This window comes from Buttiauxella sp. BIGb0471, from assembly GCF_024807715.1.
Taxonomy (GTDB): Bacteria; Pseudomonadota; Gammaproteobacteria; order Enterobacterales; family Enterobacteriaceae; genus Buttiauxella; species Buttiauxella agrestis.
In genome coordinates this window covers 833,967-852,957 of record NZ_JANUEU010000001.1, presented here as the reverse complement: position 1 = coordinate 852,957, position 18,991 = coordinate 833,967, and the positions used below count along the sequence as shown (strand labels likewise).

Genomic DNA, 18,991 nt, shown 5'->3' with positions numbered 1-18,991 from the left:
ATGACAACCATTCCACTGACTGATAACAGCAAAAACGACAAGGAATGGATTTCATGGCAAGGATTTTATCCGGAATATCGCTGGTGTTACTGCTGGCCCCGTTAGGGAGTTTACACGCCGCTGAAGCCGTTGTTCCGGCTGAACGGCAAACTCCAGCCCCCCCTGCACTTGTGGAAGACAACGCTAAAACGACATTTCGCTTTTACGGTGAAATGGGTTTAGGGGGCAGCGTTTATCTCAATGGCGACGACAAACACAAATACAGTGACGGCACCTACATCGAAGGCGGCCTTGAAGTCAAACACGGTAACTGGTTCGGGTTGTTGTATGGCGAGGGCTGGACGGTGCAAGCTGACCATCAAGGCAATGCCTGGGTTCCCGACCATAGCTGGGGCGGTTTTGAAGGCGGTATCAACCGTTTTTATGGCGGCTACCGCACCGACAAAGGTACCGAATGGATTCTAAGTGGGCGTAACGATTCGTCGCTGGACGATTTGCAATGGTGGGGCGATTTCACCCCGGAATACGGCTACGTCATCCCAAACACCCGCGATTTAACCTACGCCGCCAAGTTGCAAAACCTGACGGGCAAATTACGTTACAGTGTCACAGCAGCACCGGAAAGCCGTGTCGATGAAAGCAAGGCGTGGCTGCATTTTGGAAAATATGACCGTTATTCAGATAAGTACACGTATCGGGCCATGATAAACGGCTATCTTCAATATGATATTCAGGAAGGTTTAACCCTGCTCAATGGGCTGGAAGTCACCGATGGTACCGGGCAACTTTACCTGATTGGCTTGCAGGGCAAACACCTTGCAGGACGCGCCTGGCATCACACCGGTAAAGGTGATGGTTACAACCCGGGGAGTGAAAGCGGCATGATGATGAGCGGCATGATTGAACCCGCTAAAGGCTTATATCTTTCTACCGCATACAGTTACGCCAAACACGAACTGGATAACGCCGATGACCAAACGACCTCCTACGCACAGTTTGGTATCTGGTACGAGTATTTTGGCGGGAAACTCGCCACCGCGCTGGACAGCCGTTTTTATCTTGATAACGACACCACCGAGGCCAGCAATTCGGTCTTCGTCATGCAATATTTTTACTGGTAAGGATACGACATGAAACCCCTCTTCCGTCTTGCACCGATTGCCGCCCTGCTGGTTGTTGCCGGGTGCAAAGCTCCACATCACGATACCCAGGCGTTACAAGCCAGTCAGTTTCGCAATGTTATCGACCGCACTGGCGCACCGCAGGCGATGCTCGATTACGATTTTGATGAACATCAGCGATTTAATCCGCTCTTTGATGACGGTGCCTGGCATGGGCATTTGCTGCCAGCCAACAGTGAAGGAATGGGGGGATTCCCCGGTCCGGCACTGCTGACCGAAGAATACATCAATTTTATGGCGAATAATTTTGACCGTCTGAGCGTGTATAAAAACGGCCAAAAAGTGGCGTTTACCCTGCAGGCGTACAGCATTCCAGGCGCTCTGATTCAGACGCTGACCGCCCCTGGCGTCACGGTAAAAATGACGCTGCGGTTTGTCACATCGCGCACATCATTGCTGGCGACAGAAATCACCACCGACGCACCACTTGAGCTGGTGTGGGATGGTGAATTGCTCGAGAAATATCATCTTCAGGAGCAAAAACCAAAGTCCACTGAAACCATTACCCAGGCCTTCCCGGATTATAACCGTGTGCTGCATGCCACGCCGGATGGCCTGAATGTGACATTTGGCAAAGTGCGAGCGCCATCCAACCTGATGACTTCCGGCGAGTCGCAATATCAAATCCATAAAACCATGCCAATGCGCACACAAATCGACGGCCATCGATTCGTGGCCAAAGCCAATATTGAAGGCTCAACCACCGTTTACACCACCTACTCTCACCTGTTAACGGCGGCGGAAGTCCAGAAAGAACAGGGCAAGATTCACGATATTCTCAATAATCCGCAAACGTATCTGACCGCATCGGAACAACGCTGGGAAGGCTATTTGAAAACGGGTTTGAATAACCCGGATGCAACGACGGCGCAAACTCGCGTGGCGGTGAAAGCTATCGAAACGCTCAATGGCAACTGGCGCGGCGTGGCGGGTGCGATGAAATTTGATTCGGTGACGCCGTCCGTGACCGGGCGCTGGTTCTCAGGCAACCAGACATGGCCGTGGGACACCTGGAAGCAGGCGTACGCGATGGCGCATTTTAACCCGGACGTCGCCAAAGATAATATTCGTGCCGTTTTTGCCTGGCAAATCCCGAAAGACGACCCGATTCGCCCGTGGGACGCAGGCTTTGTGCCGGATTTAATTGCCTATAACACCAGCCCGGAACGCGGCGGTGACGGTGGCAACTGGAACGAGCGCAACACCAAACCAAGCCTTGCCGCCTGGTCGGTGATGGAGGTATACAAAACCACCGGCGACAAAGGCTGGCTTGAAGAAATGTATCCGCATTTGGTGGCCTATCACGACTGGTGGCTGCGCAACCGTGACCACAACGGGAATGGGATTCCTGAATATGGTGCAGCGCGCGACAAAGCCCATAACACCGCCAAAGGCGAGATGATCTTTACCGTCAAACGCGGCAATAAAGAACAAAAAATGGTGGGACTGGATAATTACAACCGCGTCTTGCGCAGCGGGAAATATGACAGCATTGATATTCCTGCGCAGGTTGCCGCATCGTGGGAGTCCGGGCGCGATGACGCTTCCGTATTCGGTTTTATCGACCCGGATCAGCTGCAACGTTACCTGGATAAAGGCGGCAAACGTGAAGACTGGCAGGTTCTGTTTGCTGAAAACCACGCCCCCGATGGCACTCTGCTTGGCTATTCGCTGCTGCAAGAGTCAGTGGACCAGGCAAGCTACATGTATAGCGACAGCAGCTATCTGGCAGAAATGGCGAAGATCCTCGGCAAGTCTGAAGATGAACAACGCTTTAGCCAGCACGCCAAAAAACTGGCTGATTACATCAACACCTGCATGTTTGACGATATCACCGGGTTCTATTACGACATTCGTATCGAAGATAAACCGCTGGCAAATGGCTGTGCAGGCAAACCGTTAGTCGCTCGCGGCAAAGGGCCGGAGGGATGGTCACCGCTGTTTAATGGCGCGGCAACTCAGGCACATGCCGATGCTGTGGTAGAAGTTATGAAAGACCCGAAAGAGTTTAATACCTACGTGCCATTGGGGACGGCGGCACTCACCAACCCGGCCTTTGGAGCAGATATTTACTGGCGAGGGCGCGTGTGGGTGGATCAGTTCTACTTTGGTCTGAAAGGGATGGAGCGTTACGGTTATCGTGCGGACGCGGTGGAGATGGCGAACCGATTCTTTGCTCATGCCAATGGCCTGACGAGTGACGGCCCTATTCGCGAAAACTACAACCCGCTTAACGGCGAACAACAGGGCGCGCCGAACTTCTCATGGAGTGCTGCGCACCTTTATATGTTGTACAACGATTTCTTTACTCAAAAACAGTAAACGTAAAACGGCCCCAAAAGGGGCCGTTACACAATAGGTTAAGACCTATCCTCTAAATAATTGGAGTTGCATCAAGGCGGCAAACTCAGGAATCCCCAGGAGCTTACTCGAGTAAGTGACTGGGGTGAGTGAGTGCAGCCAACGCCGAGGCGGCTTCAAGTATGACGAGGATAGTTAGCGTCGTACCATGCGATAAATAATCAACACAATAATCGCCCCCGCCACTGCGACCAGGAAGCTTGGAAAATTAAAGCCCGTCACACTGCCGCCGATATGCAGGAATGTGGCAATCCATCCACCAACAACCGCACCGATGATCCCCAAAATACAGGTCACGATGAAACCGCCGCCATCTTTACCAGGCATAATCAGTTTTGCAATTACACCAGCAATCAAACCGAAAATAATCCAGGCCAGAATACCCATATTGAACGTCCTCTTCATTATTGTGTGTGGTAACAAGCCAGAATCCACATTGGTTTGGCAATGGGTTCTGTCTGTCGGTACGCTAAGTATAATCAAGTGTTAGAAAAATGTGACTGACCTCACTAAGTTATTGAATTTATCCCATTAACTCTCTGAGATTTATCTTAAGTTTTTTTGCTTTATGCCGATAACTGCTTGCACAACTATCAAAAACACAACATGGACCTGGCCTTGAGTAACTATAACGAGCAGTTTCTGAAACAAAGTCCTCTGGCAGTATTAGGCGTGTTACGTGATCTTCATAAAAACCAGGTGCCAATACGGTTGAGTTGGTCATCCGGGCAGTTTATTAGCAAGATTCTTGAGGTCACAGCTTCAGGTTTGATTGTGGATTTTGGTAGCCAGACGCAGGAAAACCAGGCGGCGCAAAAGGCAACGAATATTCAGTTCATCGCCGAAACCGAGGGTGCAAAGGTGGAATTTATTTTGCCTAAAATGCAGGCGGTAAATTACCTGAATTTGCCCGCCTTCCACGCCCCGCTCCCGCCTGCGCTGTGGTTTGTGCAGCGCCGGGAATATTTCCGCATCACGGCCCCGCTGCAACCGTATTACCACTGCAGCACCACACTTGCGGATGGTTCTCCCTTTCAGTTCAGGCTTTGTGATTTGTCATTAGGCGGGATGGGGGCGCTGCTTGACGGGCCATTGCCCGACGGGTTAAGCGCGGGAATGCGTTTCTCGCAGGTGGAAATGGATTTAGTGCAGTGGGGGAAATTCCACTTTGATATGCAGTTGATAACGCTTTCGGAACGAAAAGTGATCGACAGCAAAAATCAGACGGTCAGCACGCCGCGCCTGAGCTTCCGCTTTCTGAACGTTAACCCGGCCGTAGAACGTGAACTACAGCGCATTATTTTCGCACTGGAGCGTTCCGCTCGTGAGAAAGCAGGCCGGGTTAAATAATTACATGGCGTTGAGTGCCTTAGAAACTTTGTACAAATAACGCGGTGCCTGTGGTGCCGGGTGGTTCTTCGCGATGTATTCGTAAAATTCGTCCGGGCTGAGGTCATTGATTTCGTCAATGGCCTTTTTGCGATCGGAGGAAAACGTTCTTAGCAATGCGCCTGCACCATTGGCGTAAGACGCCAGCAATGCGTATTGCATCGTTTGCGGATCTTCGATGCCCGCCAGAATCCCGTGCTCGAGAATGCTTAAGTAAGCCGTCCCAATCGAGATATTACGTGCCGGGTCTTTTAGCTCGCTGGTTGACGGCTGCCCGCCCCAACCTAAATGACGATACACATCTTTGCCTGCCGTTGAGGCTTTAATCTGCATCAGGCCAACCGCATTGGACTTACTGACAAGCGTAGGGTTGCCACCTGACTCCACCGCAATAATCGCAGTAACGACTCGCGGGCTAACGCCCCACTCTTTTGCAGCCTGATCGGTGATCGGCATCCATGTTAGTGCGCGTTGAACCGGTTTTGTCGGATCCCACTCGGGTTGTTTTGTGGAGTGGCTGGAACAGCCAGCTATAAACAGAACCAACACAATCAGCCATCTTATATTCACACGTATTATCCTTTACTAATATTCATCGCCGTCAGGCGGGTGACAACACCCGTTTCAAGCGGCATGATAACCAATTCACTTTCAGCAAGGAAATGCCATGTCGACGATTCGTTTAATTGCCCCTTCAGGTTTCTGTGTTAATCAGGCCGCCGCGGCTCGCGGTATCGAGCGCCTGAAAGCCTCGGGCCACCGGGTAGAAAACCAATCTGTGGTACCACGGCGTTTTCAGCGTTTTGCCGGAACGGAAGAACAACGACTGGCAGATATTCAGGATTTATCTGCACTTCCTGAAGATTGCGACATCGTTCTGGCGGTGCGTGGAGGCTACGGTGCCACACGCCTGCTCGAACGTATCGACTATTCCCGGCTCGGACTTGCCTTCCGCCAACGTACGCCGATTATCTGCGGGCATAGCGATTTCACGGCTATTCAACTCGCGCTGCTGTCGCAGACCGGTACCGTCACGTTTAGTGGCCCCATGCTGTCCGGTAATTTTGGTGCAGATGAGCTCAATAGTTTTACCTGGCAGCATTTCTGGCAGGCGATCACTGAACCGAAATTCACGCTGAATTGGCAAAGCCCGACGCCTGCGTGCTCCGCGAGCGGCACACTTTGGGGCGGTAACCTGGCGATGCTTGTTTCGCTGATTGGCTCGCCGTGGCTGAGCGTGATTGATGGCGGTATTTTGGTGGTCGAAGATATCAACGAACATCCTTTCCGTGTGGAGCGATTGTTGTTGCAACTTCATCACGCCGGGATTTTAGCGCGCCAGAAAGCGCTGATTTTGGGTAGCTTCAATGGCGCAACCTTAAGCGACTATGACGGCGACTATAATTTCGATGAGATGTGTCGAATGTTGCAGCAGCGGTTGTCTATTCCTGTGCTGCGTGGTTTACCGTTTGGACACGAACCAGAAACCGTTACCCTGCCATTAGGCGCTTATGGAGAACTGCAACACGACGGGCAGACTGCGAGTCTCACCATCAGCGGTCATCCAGTAATGAGACAAAATAAGTAGAATATGCCCCTCAGAAAGCACAATGAATCAATGCTTTCCGTGTTAAAATTTGCTTCACGAAAAGAGTCACACGCAAAGGAGAAAGATAATTTTGGACGCAGGGGCGATAGTCAGTCTGTTTATTTTAGGTTCCGTTCTGGTAACTTGTAGCATCTTATTGAGTTCTTTTTCCTCGCGTCTTGGTATCCCCATTCTGGTTATCTTCCTCGCCATCGGCATGCTGGCAGGAGTTGATGGAATTGGCGGCATTCCGTTTGATAATTATCCTTTCGCGTATTTAATCAGTAACCTGGCGCTGGCGGTGATCCTGCTTGATGGCGGAATGCGCACCCAGGCCAGTTCGTTTCGCGTCGCCCTTGGCCCCGCACTTTCGCTTGCCACCGTTGGCGTGCTGATCACGTCGGGCTTAACGGGCATGGCTGCCGCATGGTTGTTTAACCTCAACCTGATTGAAGGCCTGCTGATAGGTGCCATTGTTGGCTCGACCGATGCGGCAGCGGTGTTCTCCTTGCTGGGCGGTAAAGGGCTGAACGAACGTGTTGGCGCGACGCTCGAAATTGAGTCCGGTAGTAACGATCCGATGGCGGTGTTTTTAACCATCACGCTCATCGAGATGATTCAGCATGGGCAAACTGGCCTGAGCTGGATGTTCCTCATGGATATCATTCAACAGTTTGGTCTGGGAATTGTGCTTGGCCTTGGCGGCGGTTATTTGCTGTTGCAAATGATCAATCGTATTACGCTGCCGCAGGGCTTGTATCCCCTGCTCGCATTAAGCGGCGGGATTATGGTGTTTGGTATCACCACCGCTTTAGACGGTAGCGGGATTCTGGCGGTTTATCTGTGTGGATTCTTGCTCGGCAACCGCCCTATTCGCAGCCGCTTTGGCATTTTGCAAAACTTTGACGGCCTGGCGTGGTTTGCACAAATCGGCATGTTCCTGGTGTTGGGGCTGCTGGTTAATCCCACCGATCTGTTGCCGATTGCCATTCCGGCGCTGCTGTTGTCCATCTGGATGATTTTCTTTGCCCGACCTCTTTCTGTGTTCCTCGGTCTGCTGCCGTTCCGTGGCTTTAATCTGCGCGAGCGGGTGTTTATCAGTTGGGTTGGGTTACGCGGCGCGGTGCCGATTATCCTTGCGGTATTCCCGATGATGGCAGGGCTTGAGAACGCGCGGCTGTTCTTTAATGTTGCGTTCTTCGTTGTGCTGGTGTCGCTGTTACTGCAAGGCACATCGCTCGGTTGGGCGGCTAAAAAAGCCAAAGTTGTGGTGCCGCCCGTCGGCTGGCCCGTTTCTCGCGTTGGCCTGGATATCCACCCGGAAAACCCGTGGGAGCAGTTTGTTTATCAGTTGAGTGAAGACAAATGGTGTATTGGCGCTTCATTGCGCGACCTAAAAATGCCGAAAGACACGCGAATTGCCGCGCTGTTCCGCGACAATACGCTGCTGCACCCGAATGACCGCACCCGTTTGCAAGTCGGCGATGTGCTGTGTGTGATTGGCCGCGAGCGTGATTTACCCGCGCTGGGTAAAATGTTTAGCCAGTCGCCGCCAGTGGCGCTCGATCAGCGCTTCTTTGGTGACTTTATTCTCGAGGCCAGCGCGCAGTTTGCCGATGTGGCAACCATTTACGGGCTGGAACTGGATGACAACGTCGATACCCAGCAAACGTTGGGCGAATTTGTGGTCGGCATGTTAGGCGGCGCGCCAGTTGTCGGTGACCAGGTGGAGTTTGCCGGGATGATTTGGACGGTCGCCGAGAAAGAAGATAACCAGGTGCGTAAAATCGGTGTGCGCGTAGAAAGCGAAGAAACGGAGTAAATTAGGTTTGTGCCGGATGACGCTTGCGCTTATCCGGCCTACAAATGCTGGACCAGGTTAAAAATCAGGATGTTGTCACTACTGGCACGCGCGGAGCCAGGGCACACATTAATTCATACCCTACCGTTCCCGCCGCCTGCGCCACATCATCAATTTTCACCGCATTCCCCCACAATTCAACCGGACTGCCAATTCCCGCATTCGGGCAAGGGGTCAGGTCAACGGTCAGCATATCCATGGAAATGGCGCCAACGATATGAGTGAGCACGCCGTCAACACGCACTGGCGTGCCTGTCGGCGCAATGCGCGGATAGCCGTCAGCATAACCGCAGGCGACGATACCAATCCGCTGTTCGGCATCTGCCCGATAACGGCTGCCATAACCTACCGTATCGCCCGCTTTCAGATTCTGGACACCGATAATTTCACTTTGCAAACTCATGACCGGTTGCAGACCGCTGGTGGCAACATCACACCACTGGCCGCTTGGCGATGCGCCATACAGGATGATCCCCGGACGAACCCAGTCATAATGCGCTTCCGGATGCCACAACGTGGCCGCCGAATTAGAAACAGAACGCGGGCAATCCAGCCCTTCTGCTGCTTGCTCGATGCGTTTCATCGGCTCGACTATGCCGTCGTGTTGCTCCGCATCGGCAAAATGCGCCATCAGCGTGAGTTGCCCAACGTTGGCAATAAAGCGTAGCTGTTGCCAGATGGAATGAACACGGTCAGGGTTAAACCCCAGGCGGTTCATCCCACTGTTTATCTTCAGGTACACATCTAATGGCGCATTCAGTTTGGCCTTGGCTAAGGCTTTGACCTGCCAGTTGCTGTGCAAACTGGTGGTTAACCGATACTCATCAAACAACGGCAATTCATCGGCGTGAAAGAAACCTTCGAGCATGAGAATCGGCCCTTTCCATCCGCGCTCACGCAGTAAAATCGCCTCTTCAATATTTAACATTGCGAAGCCGTCGGTATCACTTAATGCAGACCAGACGCGCTCAATTCCATGACCATAAGCATTCGCTTTAACGACGGACCAGACACGCGAATGGGGAGCAGCCTGGCGGACAATGTTTAAATTGTTACGCAGCGCGCTGAGGTTCAGCGTCGCAACAACCGGACGGGACATGTGTCCTCTCCTTGTTTTAATTTAGTTATGAGCGTTGTGCAGACGCTGCGAGCCTGTCGGCCTGAAACCCGGTGAGTAACGCACCACCGCGAGATCATCAAAAGGAATGGCGGGCGTTCTTCCAGAAATTAAGTCACTGAGCATCTGGCCTGAGCCACAGGCCATCGTCCAACCCAGCGTGCCATGGCCGGTATTGAGCCACAAATTTTTGAACGGAGTGCGCCCAACAATCGGTGTGCCATCTGGCGTCATCGGACGTAGACCGGTCCAGAATGTTGCCTGCTCCACATGCCCACCACGCGGATAAAGATCACGCACGACCATTTCCAGAGTCTCACGACGCGGTTGCAGCAACTCAGTGTTAAAGCCAACAATTTCTGCCATCCCGCCCACGCGGATGCGCTGGTCAAAACGCGTGATAGCAATTTTGTATGTTTCATCGAGAATAGTCGAAACCGGCGCGCCTTGCTCATCGGCAATCGGGATGGTCAGTGAATAGCCTTTGAGCGGATAGACAGGAATATCAACGATATTTTTCAGTAAACCAGTCGAATAGGAGCCGAAAGCGACGACATAAGCATCCGCTTTGACGACCTCTTTACCGCACTGCACGCCATAAATACTTTGCCCTTCATACAGCAAACGATCGACAGGCGTGTTGAAACGAAACTCAACGCCCGCCTCTGCCGCCATACGCGCCAGATTTTGGGTAAACAGTTGGCAATCACCCGTTTCATCATTGGGTAACCGCAATCCACCGGTCAGTTTATGGGCGACATCAGCCAGGGCAGGTTCGACCTCGGCTAAGCGACTGGCTTCAAGTAGCTGATAAGGCACGCCTGCATCTTTGAGAACAGCGATATCTTTGGCAGCGTTTTCGTATTGCTGCGCGGTGCGGAACAACTGAAGCGTGCCGCCCTGCCGTCCTTCGTACTGAATATTGGTGGTATGGCGCAATTCTTTCAGGCAGTCGCGACTATATTCCGCAAGACGCACCATGCGACCTTTGTTTTCCATGTAATGGCGCATGTCGCAGTTACGCAACATTTGCAGCATCCATTTGAGCTGGAACTGTGTGCCATCGAGGCTGATTGCCAACGGCGCATGGCGCTGAAACATCCATTTAATGGCTTTGAGCGGAACGCCAGGTGCTGCCCATGGCGCGGCATAACCCGGCGAAATTTGCCCGGCATTCGCCGCGCTGGTTTCCATTGCCGGCCCAACTTCCCTGTCGATAACCGTGACATCATGCCCAGCCTGGCGCAAATACCAGGCACTGCTGACACCGACTACGCCACTTCCCAGCACCACAACATGCATAACCATTCCACCATTTAGCTAAAAGAATAATCTTCTGATTACAAATTGATAACTCAGATGAAAATGTTATTCAACATATGGCTTTGTTATAGTGACTTCCCTCACATCCTGGCCTGACATAGCCGCTTCGTGATTATTGGAATCTCCTGCTTGGTACAATATTTTCAACAAAATATTATGCTACTTATTGGATTAATAACGGGGCATTGGAATACGTAAATCGCGTGGAAAAAATTTTGCTTGCAGCAGCTAAGTTTCAGGAGTTGTCTATTCTTGAAAGTGAGGCTTTCCATTCAGAGAGAGCCGCCAACAATGAGGGCGCGCTGATGGCTATTGTTACTGATTCCGCCACAAAGGATTCTAAACGTCTAAGTGATGGACCTGATTGGACGTTCGAGCTGCTTGATGTCTATCTCGCTGAGATAGACCGTGTTGCCAAACTCTATCGTCTGGAGACTTATCCTCATCAAATTGAAGTGATTACCTCCGAACAAATGATGGATGCGTATTCGAGTGTCGGGATGCCGATTAACTATCCTCATTGGTCGTTTGGTAAAAAATTCATTGAAACGGAACGGCTGTATAAGCACGGGCAACAGGGTCTGGCCTACGAAATTGTCATCAACTCCAATCCGTGTATCGCCTATCTGATGGAAGAAAACACCATCACGATGCAGGCGCTGGTGATTGCTCATGCGTGCTACGGGCATAACTCCTTCTTCAAAAACAACTACTTATTCCGTAGCTGGACGGATGCCAGCTCGATTATCGATTACCTGATTTTCGCGCGTAAATATATTACCGAGTGTGAAGAACGCTACGGCGTGGACGAAGTTGAACGTCTGCTCGACTCTTGCCATGCGTTGATGAACTACGGCGTTGACCGTTACAAACGTCCGCAAAAAATATCCCTGCAAGAAGAGACCGCCCGGCAAAAAAGCCGCGAGGAGTATCTGCAAAGCCAGGTGAACACGTTGTGGCGCACGCTCCCACGTCGTGAAGAAGAAAAGACGGTGGCCGAAGCGCGCCGTTATCCTTCTGAGCCACAGGAAAACTTACTCTATTTTATGGAGAAAAATGCGCCGTTGCTGGAGTCCTGGCAGCGTGAGATTTTACGTATCGTGCGTAAAGTCAGCCAGTATTTTTACCCGCAGAAACAGACTCAGGTGATGAACGAAGGCTGGGCGACGTTCTGGCACTACACCATTCTTAACCATCTGTATGATGAAGGAAAAGTGACCGACAGGTTTATGCTGGAGTTCTTGCATAGCCACACTAATGTGGTGTTCCAGCCGCCGTATAACAGCCCGTGGTACAACGGAATTAACCCGTATGCACTCGGCTTCGCGATGTTTCAGGACATCAAGCGGATTTGTCAGTCACCAACTGAAGAAGACCGTTATTGGTTCCCGGATATTGCGGGTAAAGATTGGCTGGAAACGCTGCATTTCGCAATGCGCGATTTCAAAGATGAAAGCTTTATCAGCCAGTTTTTGTCGCCAAAACTGATGCGTGATTTCCGCCTGTTTACGGTGCTGGACGATGACCGCAATAACTATCTTGAAATTGCCGCCATTCATAACGAAGAGGGTTATCGTAAGATTCGTGCCGAGCTGTCTGCTCAGTACAATCTGAGTAACCTTGAGCCTAACATTCAGGTCTGGAACGTTGATCTACGTGGCGACCGTTCGCTGACTTTGCGATACATCCCGCATAACCGCGCCCCGCTGGATAAAGGCCGTCGTGAAGTGCTGAAGCATGTTCATCGCCTTTGGGGTTTTGATGTCACTCTTGAGCAGCAAAATGAAGATGGCAGTGTTGAGTTACTTGAACGCTGCCCTCCAAGGCTCAATAGTCTGTAAGCATAAAAAAACGCTTCCTTCGGGAAGCGTTTTTCGTTTTGCTATCGGCACGGATGATGTTCGCCTATCGGCTGTGCATCGCCAAATCGCCCGGTAAATTTTTCTGCATTCGATGCCAGATATCACCACTTTCACGCCCGTAAGTACGCACGGTATCAAAGACTTGATCGTGCAAACCTTGTTGGCAAATTTCAGCCAGACGATGGTAGAAACCTAACGCCAGGCTGCGTGCTTCCGGACTTGAGAAATAATGACGCCCGATACGGGTATATAACCCTTTCATTCCATTGAGGATTAGACCGTAGATCGGGTTTCCTGAAGCAAATGCCAGGCCACGGAAAATGTTGTAATCAAGCTTTGCAAACGCATCAGCATGGTCTTCAACACTGTTCGCGGTCGCCAGAACTTCTTGCGCTTTATCCGGATGCTGACGAACAGCGGTACGAATAAAAATAGTCGCGATGTTCGTTCGCACTGACAACAGGTTATCGATCAACTGCGGCACGCTGTCGTGATCGAGACGCGCCAGAGTTTCCAGAATGTTTAAACCGGAGGTTTCCCAGAAGTTGTTCACTTTGGTCGGCTTACCATGCTGAATCGTTAACCAGCCATCACGCGCCAGACGCTGAAGCACCTCGCGCAATGTGGTACGGGTCACACCAATCAGTTCGGATAATTCGCGTTCTGCCGGAAGAATAGTTCCCGGCGCGAAGCGGTTATTCCAGATACTTTCGATGATGTATTCTTCCGCGAAACCCGCTGGGCTCTGCGCCTTAATGACCATAGTATGCTTTCCATTACACAGGTTTTGCTAAAGAGACTCATCATACCAGATGCCTTGCGGCGCAGGTAGCGGTGACAAGCGCCAATTCTGGAATCATGGTTTAATTTTGTGGGTCAATCACACAACTAAAGAATATTCCTATGCCTTGATTGATATCTTGTGCGCGAGTACCCTGAAACGACACAACTGAACGCAACTTTATATTTATCCGCACTATTTCGCTTTTAAGATCGGGGAGATGGCTTCACCTCACCCGGCTTCGAGGTAATACGGATAAATGGAGCATGAAAATTCTACGATGGAAATGTCTACCGGGCGCGCGCTATTCCGCAACTTCTTAGGTCAATCACCGAACTGGTACAAACTGACTTTACTGACTTTTTTAGTCATTAACCCGTTGGTCTTTTGGTTTGTCAGCCCATTTATTGCAGGCTGGCTGTTGGTTGCAGAGTTTATTTTCACCCTCGCAATGGCATTGAAATGCTATCCGCTTTTGCCTGGTGGCCTGCTGGCCATTGAAGCGGTGTTTGTTGGGATGACCAGTGCCGATCATGTGCGGGAAGAAATTGCCTCAAATCTTGAAGTGTTGCTGCTGCTGATATTTATGGTGGCGGGCATCTACTTTATGAAGCAGCTTTTGCTTCTGGTCTTTACCAAGTTGCTGCTGGGTATCCGTTCAAAAATTCTGCTTTCACTCTCTTTTTGTATTGCTGCGGCATTTTTATCCGCATTTCTGGATGCCCTCACAGTGGTCGCGGTCGTCATCAGCGTCGCGGTGGGTTTTTATGATATTTACCACCGTGTTGCCTCTACCGGGTGTCTCGACGATGATATCCAGGATGACACTCTCCTTGATTCCGATAACCGTTCCACTCTCGAACAATTCCGCGCATTTTTACGCAGCCTGATGATGCATGCCGGTGTCGGCACCGCGCTCGGTGGCGTGATGACGATGGTCGGCGAGCCGCAGAACCTGATTATCGCGAAAAGTGCGGGTTGGCATTTTGGTGATTTCCTTCTGCGTATGGCACCGGTGACAATTCCTGTTCTGATCTGTGGTTTAGCGACCTGCGTACTGCTGGAGATAACTAAGATCCTCGGTTATGGCGAAAAGCTGCCGGAAAAAGTTCGCAGTATTTTGCAAGACTACGATACCCAAAGTGCGCAAAAACGTACCCGTCAGGACAAAGTGAAACTGGTGATTCAGGCGTTAATTGGCGTCTGGCTGGTGATTGCTCTGGCACTGCATTTAGCCGAGGTTGGGTTAATCGGGTTATCGGTGATTATCTTTGCTACCTCGCTGTGCGGCGTGACTGATGAACATCAGATAGGCAAAGCATTTACCGAGGCGTTACCCTTCACTGCCCTGCTTACGGTGTTTTTCGCTGTTGTGGCCGTGATAATCGACCAGCATTTGTTTACACCCGTTATCCACTTTGTATTGCAGGCTGAACCGCATTCGCAGCTGGCGTTGTTCTATCTGTTCAACGGCATTTTGTCGTCGATTTCCGATAATGTGTTCGTCGGCACCGTTTACATCAACGAAGCGAAAGCCGCTCTTACCCACGGTATTATCGATCTCAAACAGTTTGAGTTATTGGCGGTAGCGATTAACACCGGCACGAATTTACCTTCAGTCGCCACGCCAAACGGCCAGGCCGCATTCTTGTTCCTGCTGACTTCAGCGCTGGCTCCGCTCATTCGTCTTTCGTACGGGCGCATGGTGCTAATGGCATTGCCGTATACGCTGGTACTGACGCTTGTCGGTCTGTTGTGCGTTGAATTTACTTTGGTACCGGCAACCGAGTGGATGACACATGCCGGTTGGATTTCATCGCCAATTATGGGTGCCGTAAAGCACTAAACAAAACTAACGGGTTGTCTACAACTCGTTTAGTTTTTTGTCTGATAAACATTCAATTAGCGTGTTATTTTGATGTGCCTACTGGCACAGAAATCGAATTCGTTTACACTGCCGACTCAACGCATGTTGCAGGGATACTGATTATGTTGCGATATTTAAACCAATGCTCCCGCGGGCGCGGTGCATGGCTTCTTCTGGCCTTCACTGCCTTCGCTCTGGAAATGGTGGCATTGTGGTTCCAGCACGTGATGATGCTGAAACCTTGTGTGATGTGTATTTACGAGCGTTGTGCGCTGTTTGGCATTATGGGTGCAGGGATTGTCGGCGCGATTGCGCCAAAAACACCGTTGCGCTATGCCGGGATTGCACTGTGGATTTACAGCGCCGGGAAAGGTCTGCAATTAGCATGGGAACACACCATGCTTCAGCTTCACCCTTCCCCGTTTGTGACTTGCGATTTTGCCGCACGTTTCCCAAGCTGGCTCCCACTCGATAAGTGGCTGCCGTCCGTGTTTGTGGCAACTGGTGATTGTTCCGTGCGCCAATGGGAGTTCCTGACACTGGATATGGTGCAGTGGTTAGTGGGTATTTTTGCTATCTTCCTGCTGATTGCAGTACTGGTCTTGATTGCTCAGCCTTTCAAGCCAAAGCGTCGTGATCTGTTCGGACGCTAATATCATTTTCCAGAAATACAAAAACCCGCCTTGGCGGGTTTTTTATTATTAGTGGTCGCGTCGATATAACTCCCACTGGTCCATCCGTTCTCCACTCGGCAGCAAGCAATCGCCACGCTCACCCAAATCGGTTTTCACCGTCCGTAATTCCCCGCCTTTAGCCTGGCAGTAAACAGACGCTGGGTTCGGCATGCCGATAACCTGTGGTGGTTTGGGTGCGGTGGGTTCAGGTGATGAACAACCGCTGAGAATGATCGCCCCAAGCAGTATTGTTATTTTTTTCATTATTCCTCCGTTATGGAGGCCAAATGGTAACAGTGCAGGAGTGGGAAAAGCAAAACCAGCGGAATCAGCTCTTAGCGAGCCACTGCATTATGTTGATGAATCGCACTCATCGGACGATGAAGGAGGTGCATCCCTGATTTACAGAAGATACAAACAGCGCCAAAGGGATTTGTTTCTCGGACATCGTAGGGGGAAGTGCGATACTGTGAACCGCCACATGACGGACACTTAAATGATAGATATTGGATAAAAACCTACTTTTATTTGTTATTGAAAGGATACTGTATCAGGGAAAAACAGGTTTGTACGATTTATTTTCACAAGTCGGACAAACCTTAGCAGTTTAGTCTGCATCGCCCCATTCCACTGGGGCTAGCGAATAAATTTAGATTTTATATGGCTGCTACAATGCAATTCTTGCCGTTCTTTTTAGCCTGATATAGAAGTTTATCCGCCTGCTCTAACATTTTATCCAGACCCTGCGCAGAATCAGCTTCTACCATTCCACAGCTAAACGTCACTTTGAGTGATTCTTCACGCCAGATTCGTTCAGCAACTTCATTTCGCCATTCGTCCATCAATTCGTAAGATTGTTTAAATGTGATATCAGGGAAAATCACCACCAGTTCTTCGCCGCCAAAACGGTAAATCGAATAATCGTCCCCCATTATTCTTGTCCCAATGCGACAGACATTTTTCAGCACTGTGTCACCCACGGGATGCCCAAACGTGTCATTAATTTGCTTGAAGTTATCCAGGTCGATGATGGCGAGGTGGAAGCTGATATTCTTGTTGTGTAAATCGGCGGCATCTTGCTCAAATTTACGACGCGTTCCTGCCTGAGTTAAGGTATCGGTTACAGACAGAGTTTCAACTTCTTTAAGATGCTTATGTTTTTGCACCATCCCTTCATAAAGACTTTCAAAGTTTTCAACCTGGCTATTAACCTCAAGACCATTACTACTCATGTATAACAGGCTAATCAAACGCTTGAAATAGATTCTAAACAGTGCAATCACAACAAAATAAAAAACAGATGATATAAGAATAACCAAAGCCAGTAGTTTGTATTCAGATTCAAAAGTATTGGTATAGGTTGCTATATTTACAGATGTATAGGCTATCCAACCAGGATTGTTATATGCACGGTAATAAACAATCTTCCCAGTTTCCTCATCAACAAAAGAGCCATAGCGTTCGGTGGTTTTAACTAGCCATGACTTCGGTATTGTCCGCTTAAATACATCATCGGTATTTGAGTACATGACAACAACACCGCTTCGCGAGGCAATTTCAAACCTGCCATCATAAGGTATCGAGACCTCCTGAAGCATTCTGCTCATGTTCTTCATATCGAGATCGAACGCAACGTTTCCTACTTGTTGCGAATGCGCGTCGAATATATTCATACTGACAGTGACAGAAAGTTTGGACTGTTCTTGAGACCTATCCAGCTTCAATGTCTCATAAGGGTCAGAAAATATTATTTCATCTTTTATTCCTGCGTGTGGGTACCATGGCCTCGCACTTGGAGCAAATGGACTTATTTTAATTTCTGGGTAAATTTTGTAATTTTCAAACACATCAGAAACCAACGCAGAACTAAAAAACATTGTCGAGTCAACAATTGAAGGGATAACCATATTGAGATCGATGTATTCTGAAGACAAATACTTTTCAATTGCATCCCCTTTCATATTATCTGACAGTGAAAGCAATAATAATTTCATCTCGTCCACCGGGCGCTCCACGCAGGATTTTGCAGAGTTATCGGTAAACCTTCTCATTGTGTCTCTAAAATCGCTTTCTTTTTCGTATTTAATGTAGAAAAATGCACAAGTGCAAAGAAAGATAAAAGGAATCAACATGACAGACATGTTGATTATTATGGCTTTGTTTGTCGATAGTTTCTTCATTTCTAAAATCGCCACGAACACTAATAAAATCACATTCTCAATTGAGAAATAGTTCTACACTGTTAAAACGGGCGCTAATTATATACAAATTCGAGAAAGATACATTATTTATTAGAATAAATTTTATTTTACAAACATTTATCAAATCAAATACAAAAACAATGCGCATCGTTAATATTTGTAATATTAATAAAAGGAAATCTAAAGAGATTTTAAAGAATTAAATATTGTGAAATATGCGGTCTACAATACATTTTAGCGCTATACCCCAAAGCTATAGCGCTATTCCACCGTAGGGTTATTTCGCCCACTCAGGTTTGTTTAAAATGTGGTCTTGCCAGTCGCGCACTTCGGACTCTTTCACAGCGATATGACGCACAGAAATTCGTTCCCCGTGCATGGCCGCTTTTGAACCAGTCAACAACGGGTGCCATGCAGGCAAGTCTTTGCCTTCAGCTAACAAGCGATAAGCGCAAGTATGCGGAAGCCATTCGAAAGTCGGCAAATTTTCACGGGTGAGTTTGATGCAATCGGGTTCGAACTCAAAACGACGCTCGTAGTTCTTGCACTGGCAGGTTTTGATGTTGAGTTGCTTACAGGCGACGTTGGTGAAATAGATTTCGTCTGTGTCTTCATCCATCAATTTATTGAGACAGCATTGACCACAGCCGTCACAGAGAGACTCCCATTCTGAGTCACTCATTTCGTCCAGAGTTTTGCACTGCCAGAACGGTACTGTAGTCATAATGTTTATCCGGTAATAAAAAAACAAGCGCACCTTATAAACAGTCTGGGCTACAGATGCAA

17 protein-coding genes are annotated in these 18,991 nt (G+C 49.5%); 8 read left to right on the top strand and 9 right to left on the bottom strand.

Annotation, left to right across the window (positions count from 1 at the left end; all coding sequences use genetic code 11):
- Nucleotides 1-53: 53 nt before the first annotated feature.
- Complete coding sequence (gene ygjJ, locus M2371_RS04015; protein ID WP_259266940.1) at nt 54-1,121, top strand: protein YgjJ; 1,068 nt, start codon at nt 54-56, stop codon at nt 1,119-1,121.
- Between the two features lie 9 nt (nt 1,122-1,130).
- A complete protein-coding gene (gene ygjK / locus M2371_RS04010; RefSeq protein WP_259266939.1) occupies nt 1,131-3,503 on the top strand; it encodes an alpha-glucosidase in 2,373 nt (790 codons plus the stop codon).
- A 174-nt stretch (nt 3,504-3,677) separates the two neighbouring features.
- Here ygjK and M2371_RS04005 read toward each other — a convergent pair whose 3' ends face one another.
- A complete protein-coding gene (locus M2371_RS04005; protein ID WP_034495894.1) occupies nt 3,678-3,929 on the bottom strand; it encodes a GlsB/YeaQ/YmgE family stress response membrane protein in 252 nt (83 codons plus the stop codon).
- Between the two features lie 231 nt (nt 3,930-4,160).
- On the opposite strand from M2371_RS04005, the gene M2371_RS04000 reads away from it, so the two are divergent.
- A complete protein-coding gene (locus M2371_RS04000; protein ID WP_115631820.1) occupies nt 4,161-4,892 on the top strand; it encodes a flagellar brake protein in 732 nt (243 codons plus the stop codon).
- Here M2371_RS04000 and emtA read toward each other — a convergent pair whose 3' ends face one another.
- On the bottom strand, nt 4,893-5,501 hold the full coding sequence (gene emtA, locus M2371_RS03995; RefSeq protein ID WP_259266938.1) for a membrane-bound lytic murein transglycosylase EmtA: 609 nt from the start codon (nt 5,499-5,501) through the stop codon (nt 4,893-4,895). It lies immediately after the preceding gene.
- A gap of 97 nt (nt 5,502-5,598) precedes the next feature.
- Between emtA and ldcA the strand changes: the two genes are divergently transcribed.
- Complete coding sequence (gene ldcA / locus M2371_RS03990) at nt 5,599-6,519, top strand: muramoyltetrapeptide carboxypeptidase (protein WP_259266937.1); 921 nt, start codon at nt 5,599-5,601, stop codon at nt 6,517-6,519.
- Nucleotides 6,520-6,610: 91 nt separating this feature from the next.
- Nucleotides 6,611-8,341: a potassium/proton antiporter gene (locus tag M2371_RS03985; protein ID WP_172893932.1), complete on the top strand. Its 1,731-nt coding sequence runs from the start codon at nt 6,611-6,613 to the stop codon at nt 8,339-8,341.
- 64 nt (nt 8,342-8,405) lie between these two features.
- Here M2371_RS03985 and dadX read toward each other — a convergent pair whose 3' ends face one another.
- Nucleotides 8,406-9,479, bottom strand: coding sequence for a catabolic alanine racemase DadX (gene dadX, locus M2371_RS03980; protein WP_259266936.1), 1,074 nt, complete (start codon nt 9,477-9,479; stop codon nt 8,406-8,408).
- A gap of 21 nt (nt 9,480-9,500) precedes the next feature.
- Entirely contained in the window at nt 9,501-10,799 is a 1,299-nt protein-coding gene (locus M2371_RS03975) for a D-amino acid dehydrogenase (RefSeq protein ID WP_259267267.1), read from the bottom strand.
- A gap of 326 nt (nt 10,800-11,125) precedes the next feature.
- Here M2371_RS03975 and M2371_RS03970 point away from each other — a divergent pair, with 326 nt between their 5' ends.
- On the top strand, nt 11,126-12,661 hold the full coding sequence (locus tag M2371_RS03970; RefSeq protein WP_034496297.1) for a SpoVR family protein: 1,536 nt from the start codon (nt 11,126-11,128) through the stop codon (nt 12,659-12,661).
- Between the two features lie 64 nt (nt 12,662-12,725).
- Here the strand turns inward: M2371_RS03970 and fadR are convergent, their stop codons facing one another.
- Nucleotides 12,726-13,445, bottom strand: coding sequence for a fatty acid metabolism transcriptional regulator FadR (fadR, locus tag M2371_RS03965; RefSeq protein ID WP_034495902.1), 720 nt, complete (start codon nt 13,443-13,445; stop codon nt 12,726-12,728).
- A gap of 298 nt (nt 13,446-13,743) precedes the next feature.
- Here fadR and nhaB point away from each other — a divergent pair, with 298 nt between their 5' ends.
- Entirely contained in the window at nt 13,744-15,309 is a 1,566-nt protein-coding gene (gene nhaB, locus M2371_RS03960; RefSeq protein WP_259267266.1) for a Na(+)/H(+) antiporter NhaB, read from the top strand.
- 143 nt (nt 15,310-15,452) lie between these two features.
- Nucleotides 15,453-15,983, top strand: a complete 531-nt coding sequence (dsbB, locus tag M2371_RS03955; RefSeq protein WP_115628294.1) for a disulfide bond formation protein DsbB — start codon at nt 15,453-15,455, stop codon at nt 15,981-15,983.
- Between the two features lie 48 nt (nt 15,984-16,031).
- Here dsbB and M2371_RS03950 read toward each other — a convergent pair whose 3' ends face one another.
- The 4 genes from M2371_RS03950 to M2371_RS03935 form a co-directional block, all read right to left on the bottom strand.
- The gene (locus M2371_RS03950) at nt 16,032-16,268 is read right to left on the bottom strand and encodes a DUF333 domain-containing protein (RefSeq protein WP_115628293.1); all 237 of its coding nucleotides are present in this window, start codon (nt 16,266-16,268) and stop codon (nt 16,032-16,034) included.
- 71 nt (nt 16,269-16,339) lie between these two features.
- Nucleotides 16,340-16,516, bottom strand: a complete 177-nt coding sequence (locus M2371_RS03945; protein ID WP_404979380.1) for a cold-shock protein — start codon at nt 16,514-16,516, stop codon at nt 16,340-16,342.
- A 144-nt stretch (nt 16,517-16,660) separates the two neighbouring features.
- Nucleotides 16,661-18,184 (bottom strand): sensor domain-containing diguanylate cyclase, encoded by a 1,524-nt coding sequence (locus tag M2371_RS03940; protein WP_172893929.1) that lies wholly within the window; start codon nt 18,182-18,184, stop codon nt 16,661-16,663.
- Between the two features lie 298 nt (nt 18,185-18,482).
- Nucleotides 18,483-18,929: a YcgN family cysteine cluster protein gene (locus M2371_RS03935; protein WP_172893928.1), complete on the bottom strand. Its 447-nt coding sequence runs from the start codon at nt 18,927-18,929 to the stop codon at nt 18,483-18,485.
- Between the last annotated feature and the right edge of the window lie 62 nt (nt 18,930-18,991).

Excerpts from the sequence above, each read along its gene's own strand:
- ygjJ (WP_259266940.1), top strand. The coding sequence starts at position 54 with ATGGCAAGGATTTTATCCGGAATATCGCTGGTGTTACTGCTGGCCCCG.
- ygjK (WP_259266939.1), top strand. The coding sequence starts at position 1,131 with ATGAAACCCCTCTTCCGTCTTGCACCGATTGCCGCCCTGCTGGTTGTT.
- M2371_RS04005 (WP_034495894.1), bottom strand. The coding sequence starts at position 3,929 with ATGGGTATTCTGGCCTGGATTATTTTCGGTTTGATTGCTGGTGTAATT.
- ldcA (WP_259266937.1), top strand. The coding sequence starts at position 5,599 with ATGTCGACGATTCGTTTAATTGCCCCTTCAGGTTTCTGTGTTAATCAG.
- dadX (WP_259266936.1), bottom strand. The coding sequence starts at position 9,479 with ATGTCCCGTCCGGTTGTTGCGACGCTGAACCTCAGCGCGCTGCGTAAC.
- M2371_RS03975 (WP_259267267.1), bottom strand. The coding sequence starts at position 10,799 with ATGCATGTTGTGGTGCTGGGAAGTGGCGTAGTCGGTGTCAGCAGTGCC.
- M2371_RS03970 (WP_034496297.1), top strand. The coding sequence starts at position 11,126 with ATGGCTATTGTTACTGATTCCGCCACAAAGGATTCTAAACGTCTAAGT.
- fadR (WP_034495902.1), bottom strand. The coding sequence starts at position 13,445 with ATGGTCATTAAGGCGCAGAGCCCAGCGGGTTTCGCGGAAGAATACATC.
- nhaB (WP_259267266.1), top strand. The coding sequence starts at position 13,744 with ATGGAAATGTCTACCGGGCGCGCGCTATTCCGCAACTTCTTAGGTCAA.
- dsbB (WP_115628294.1), top strand. The coding sequence starts at position 15,453 with ATGTTGCGATATTTAAACCAATGCTCCCGCGGGCGCGGTGCATGGCTT.
- M2371_RS03950 (WP_115628293.1), bottom strand. The coding sequence starts at position 16,268 with ATGAAAAAAATAACAATACTGCTTGGGGCGATCATTCTCAGCGGTTGT.
- M2371_RS03940 (WP_172893929.1), bottom strand. The coding sequence starts at position 18,184 with ATGAAGAAACTATCGACAAACAAAGCCATAATAATCAACATGTCTGTC.
- M2371_RS03935 (WP_172893928.1), bottom strand. The coding sequence starts at position 18,929 with ATGACTACAGTACCGTTCTGGCAGTGCAAAACTCTGGACGAAATGAGT.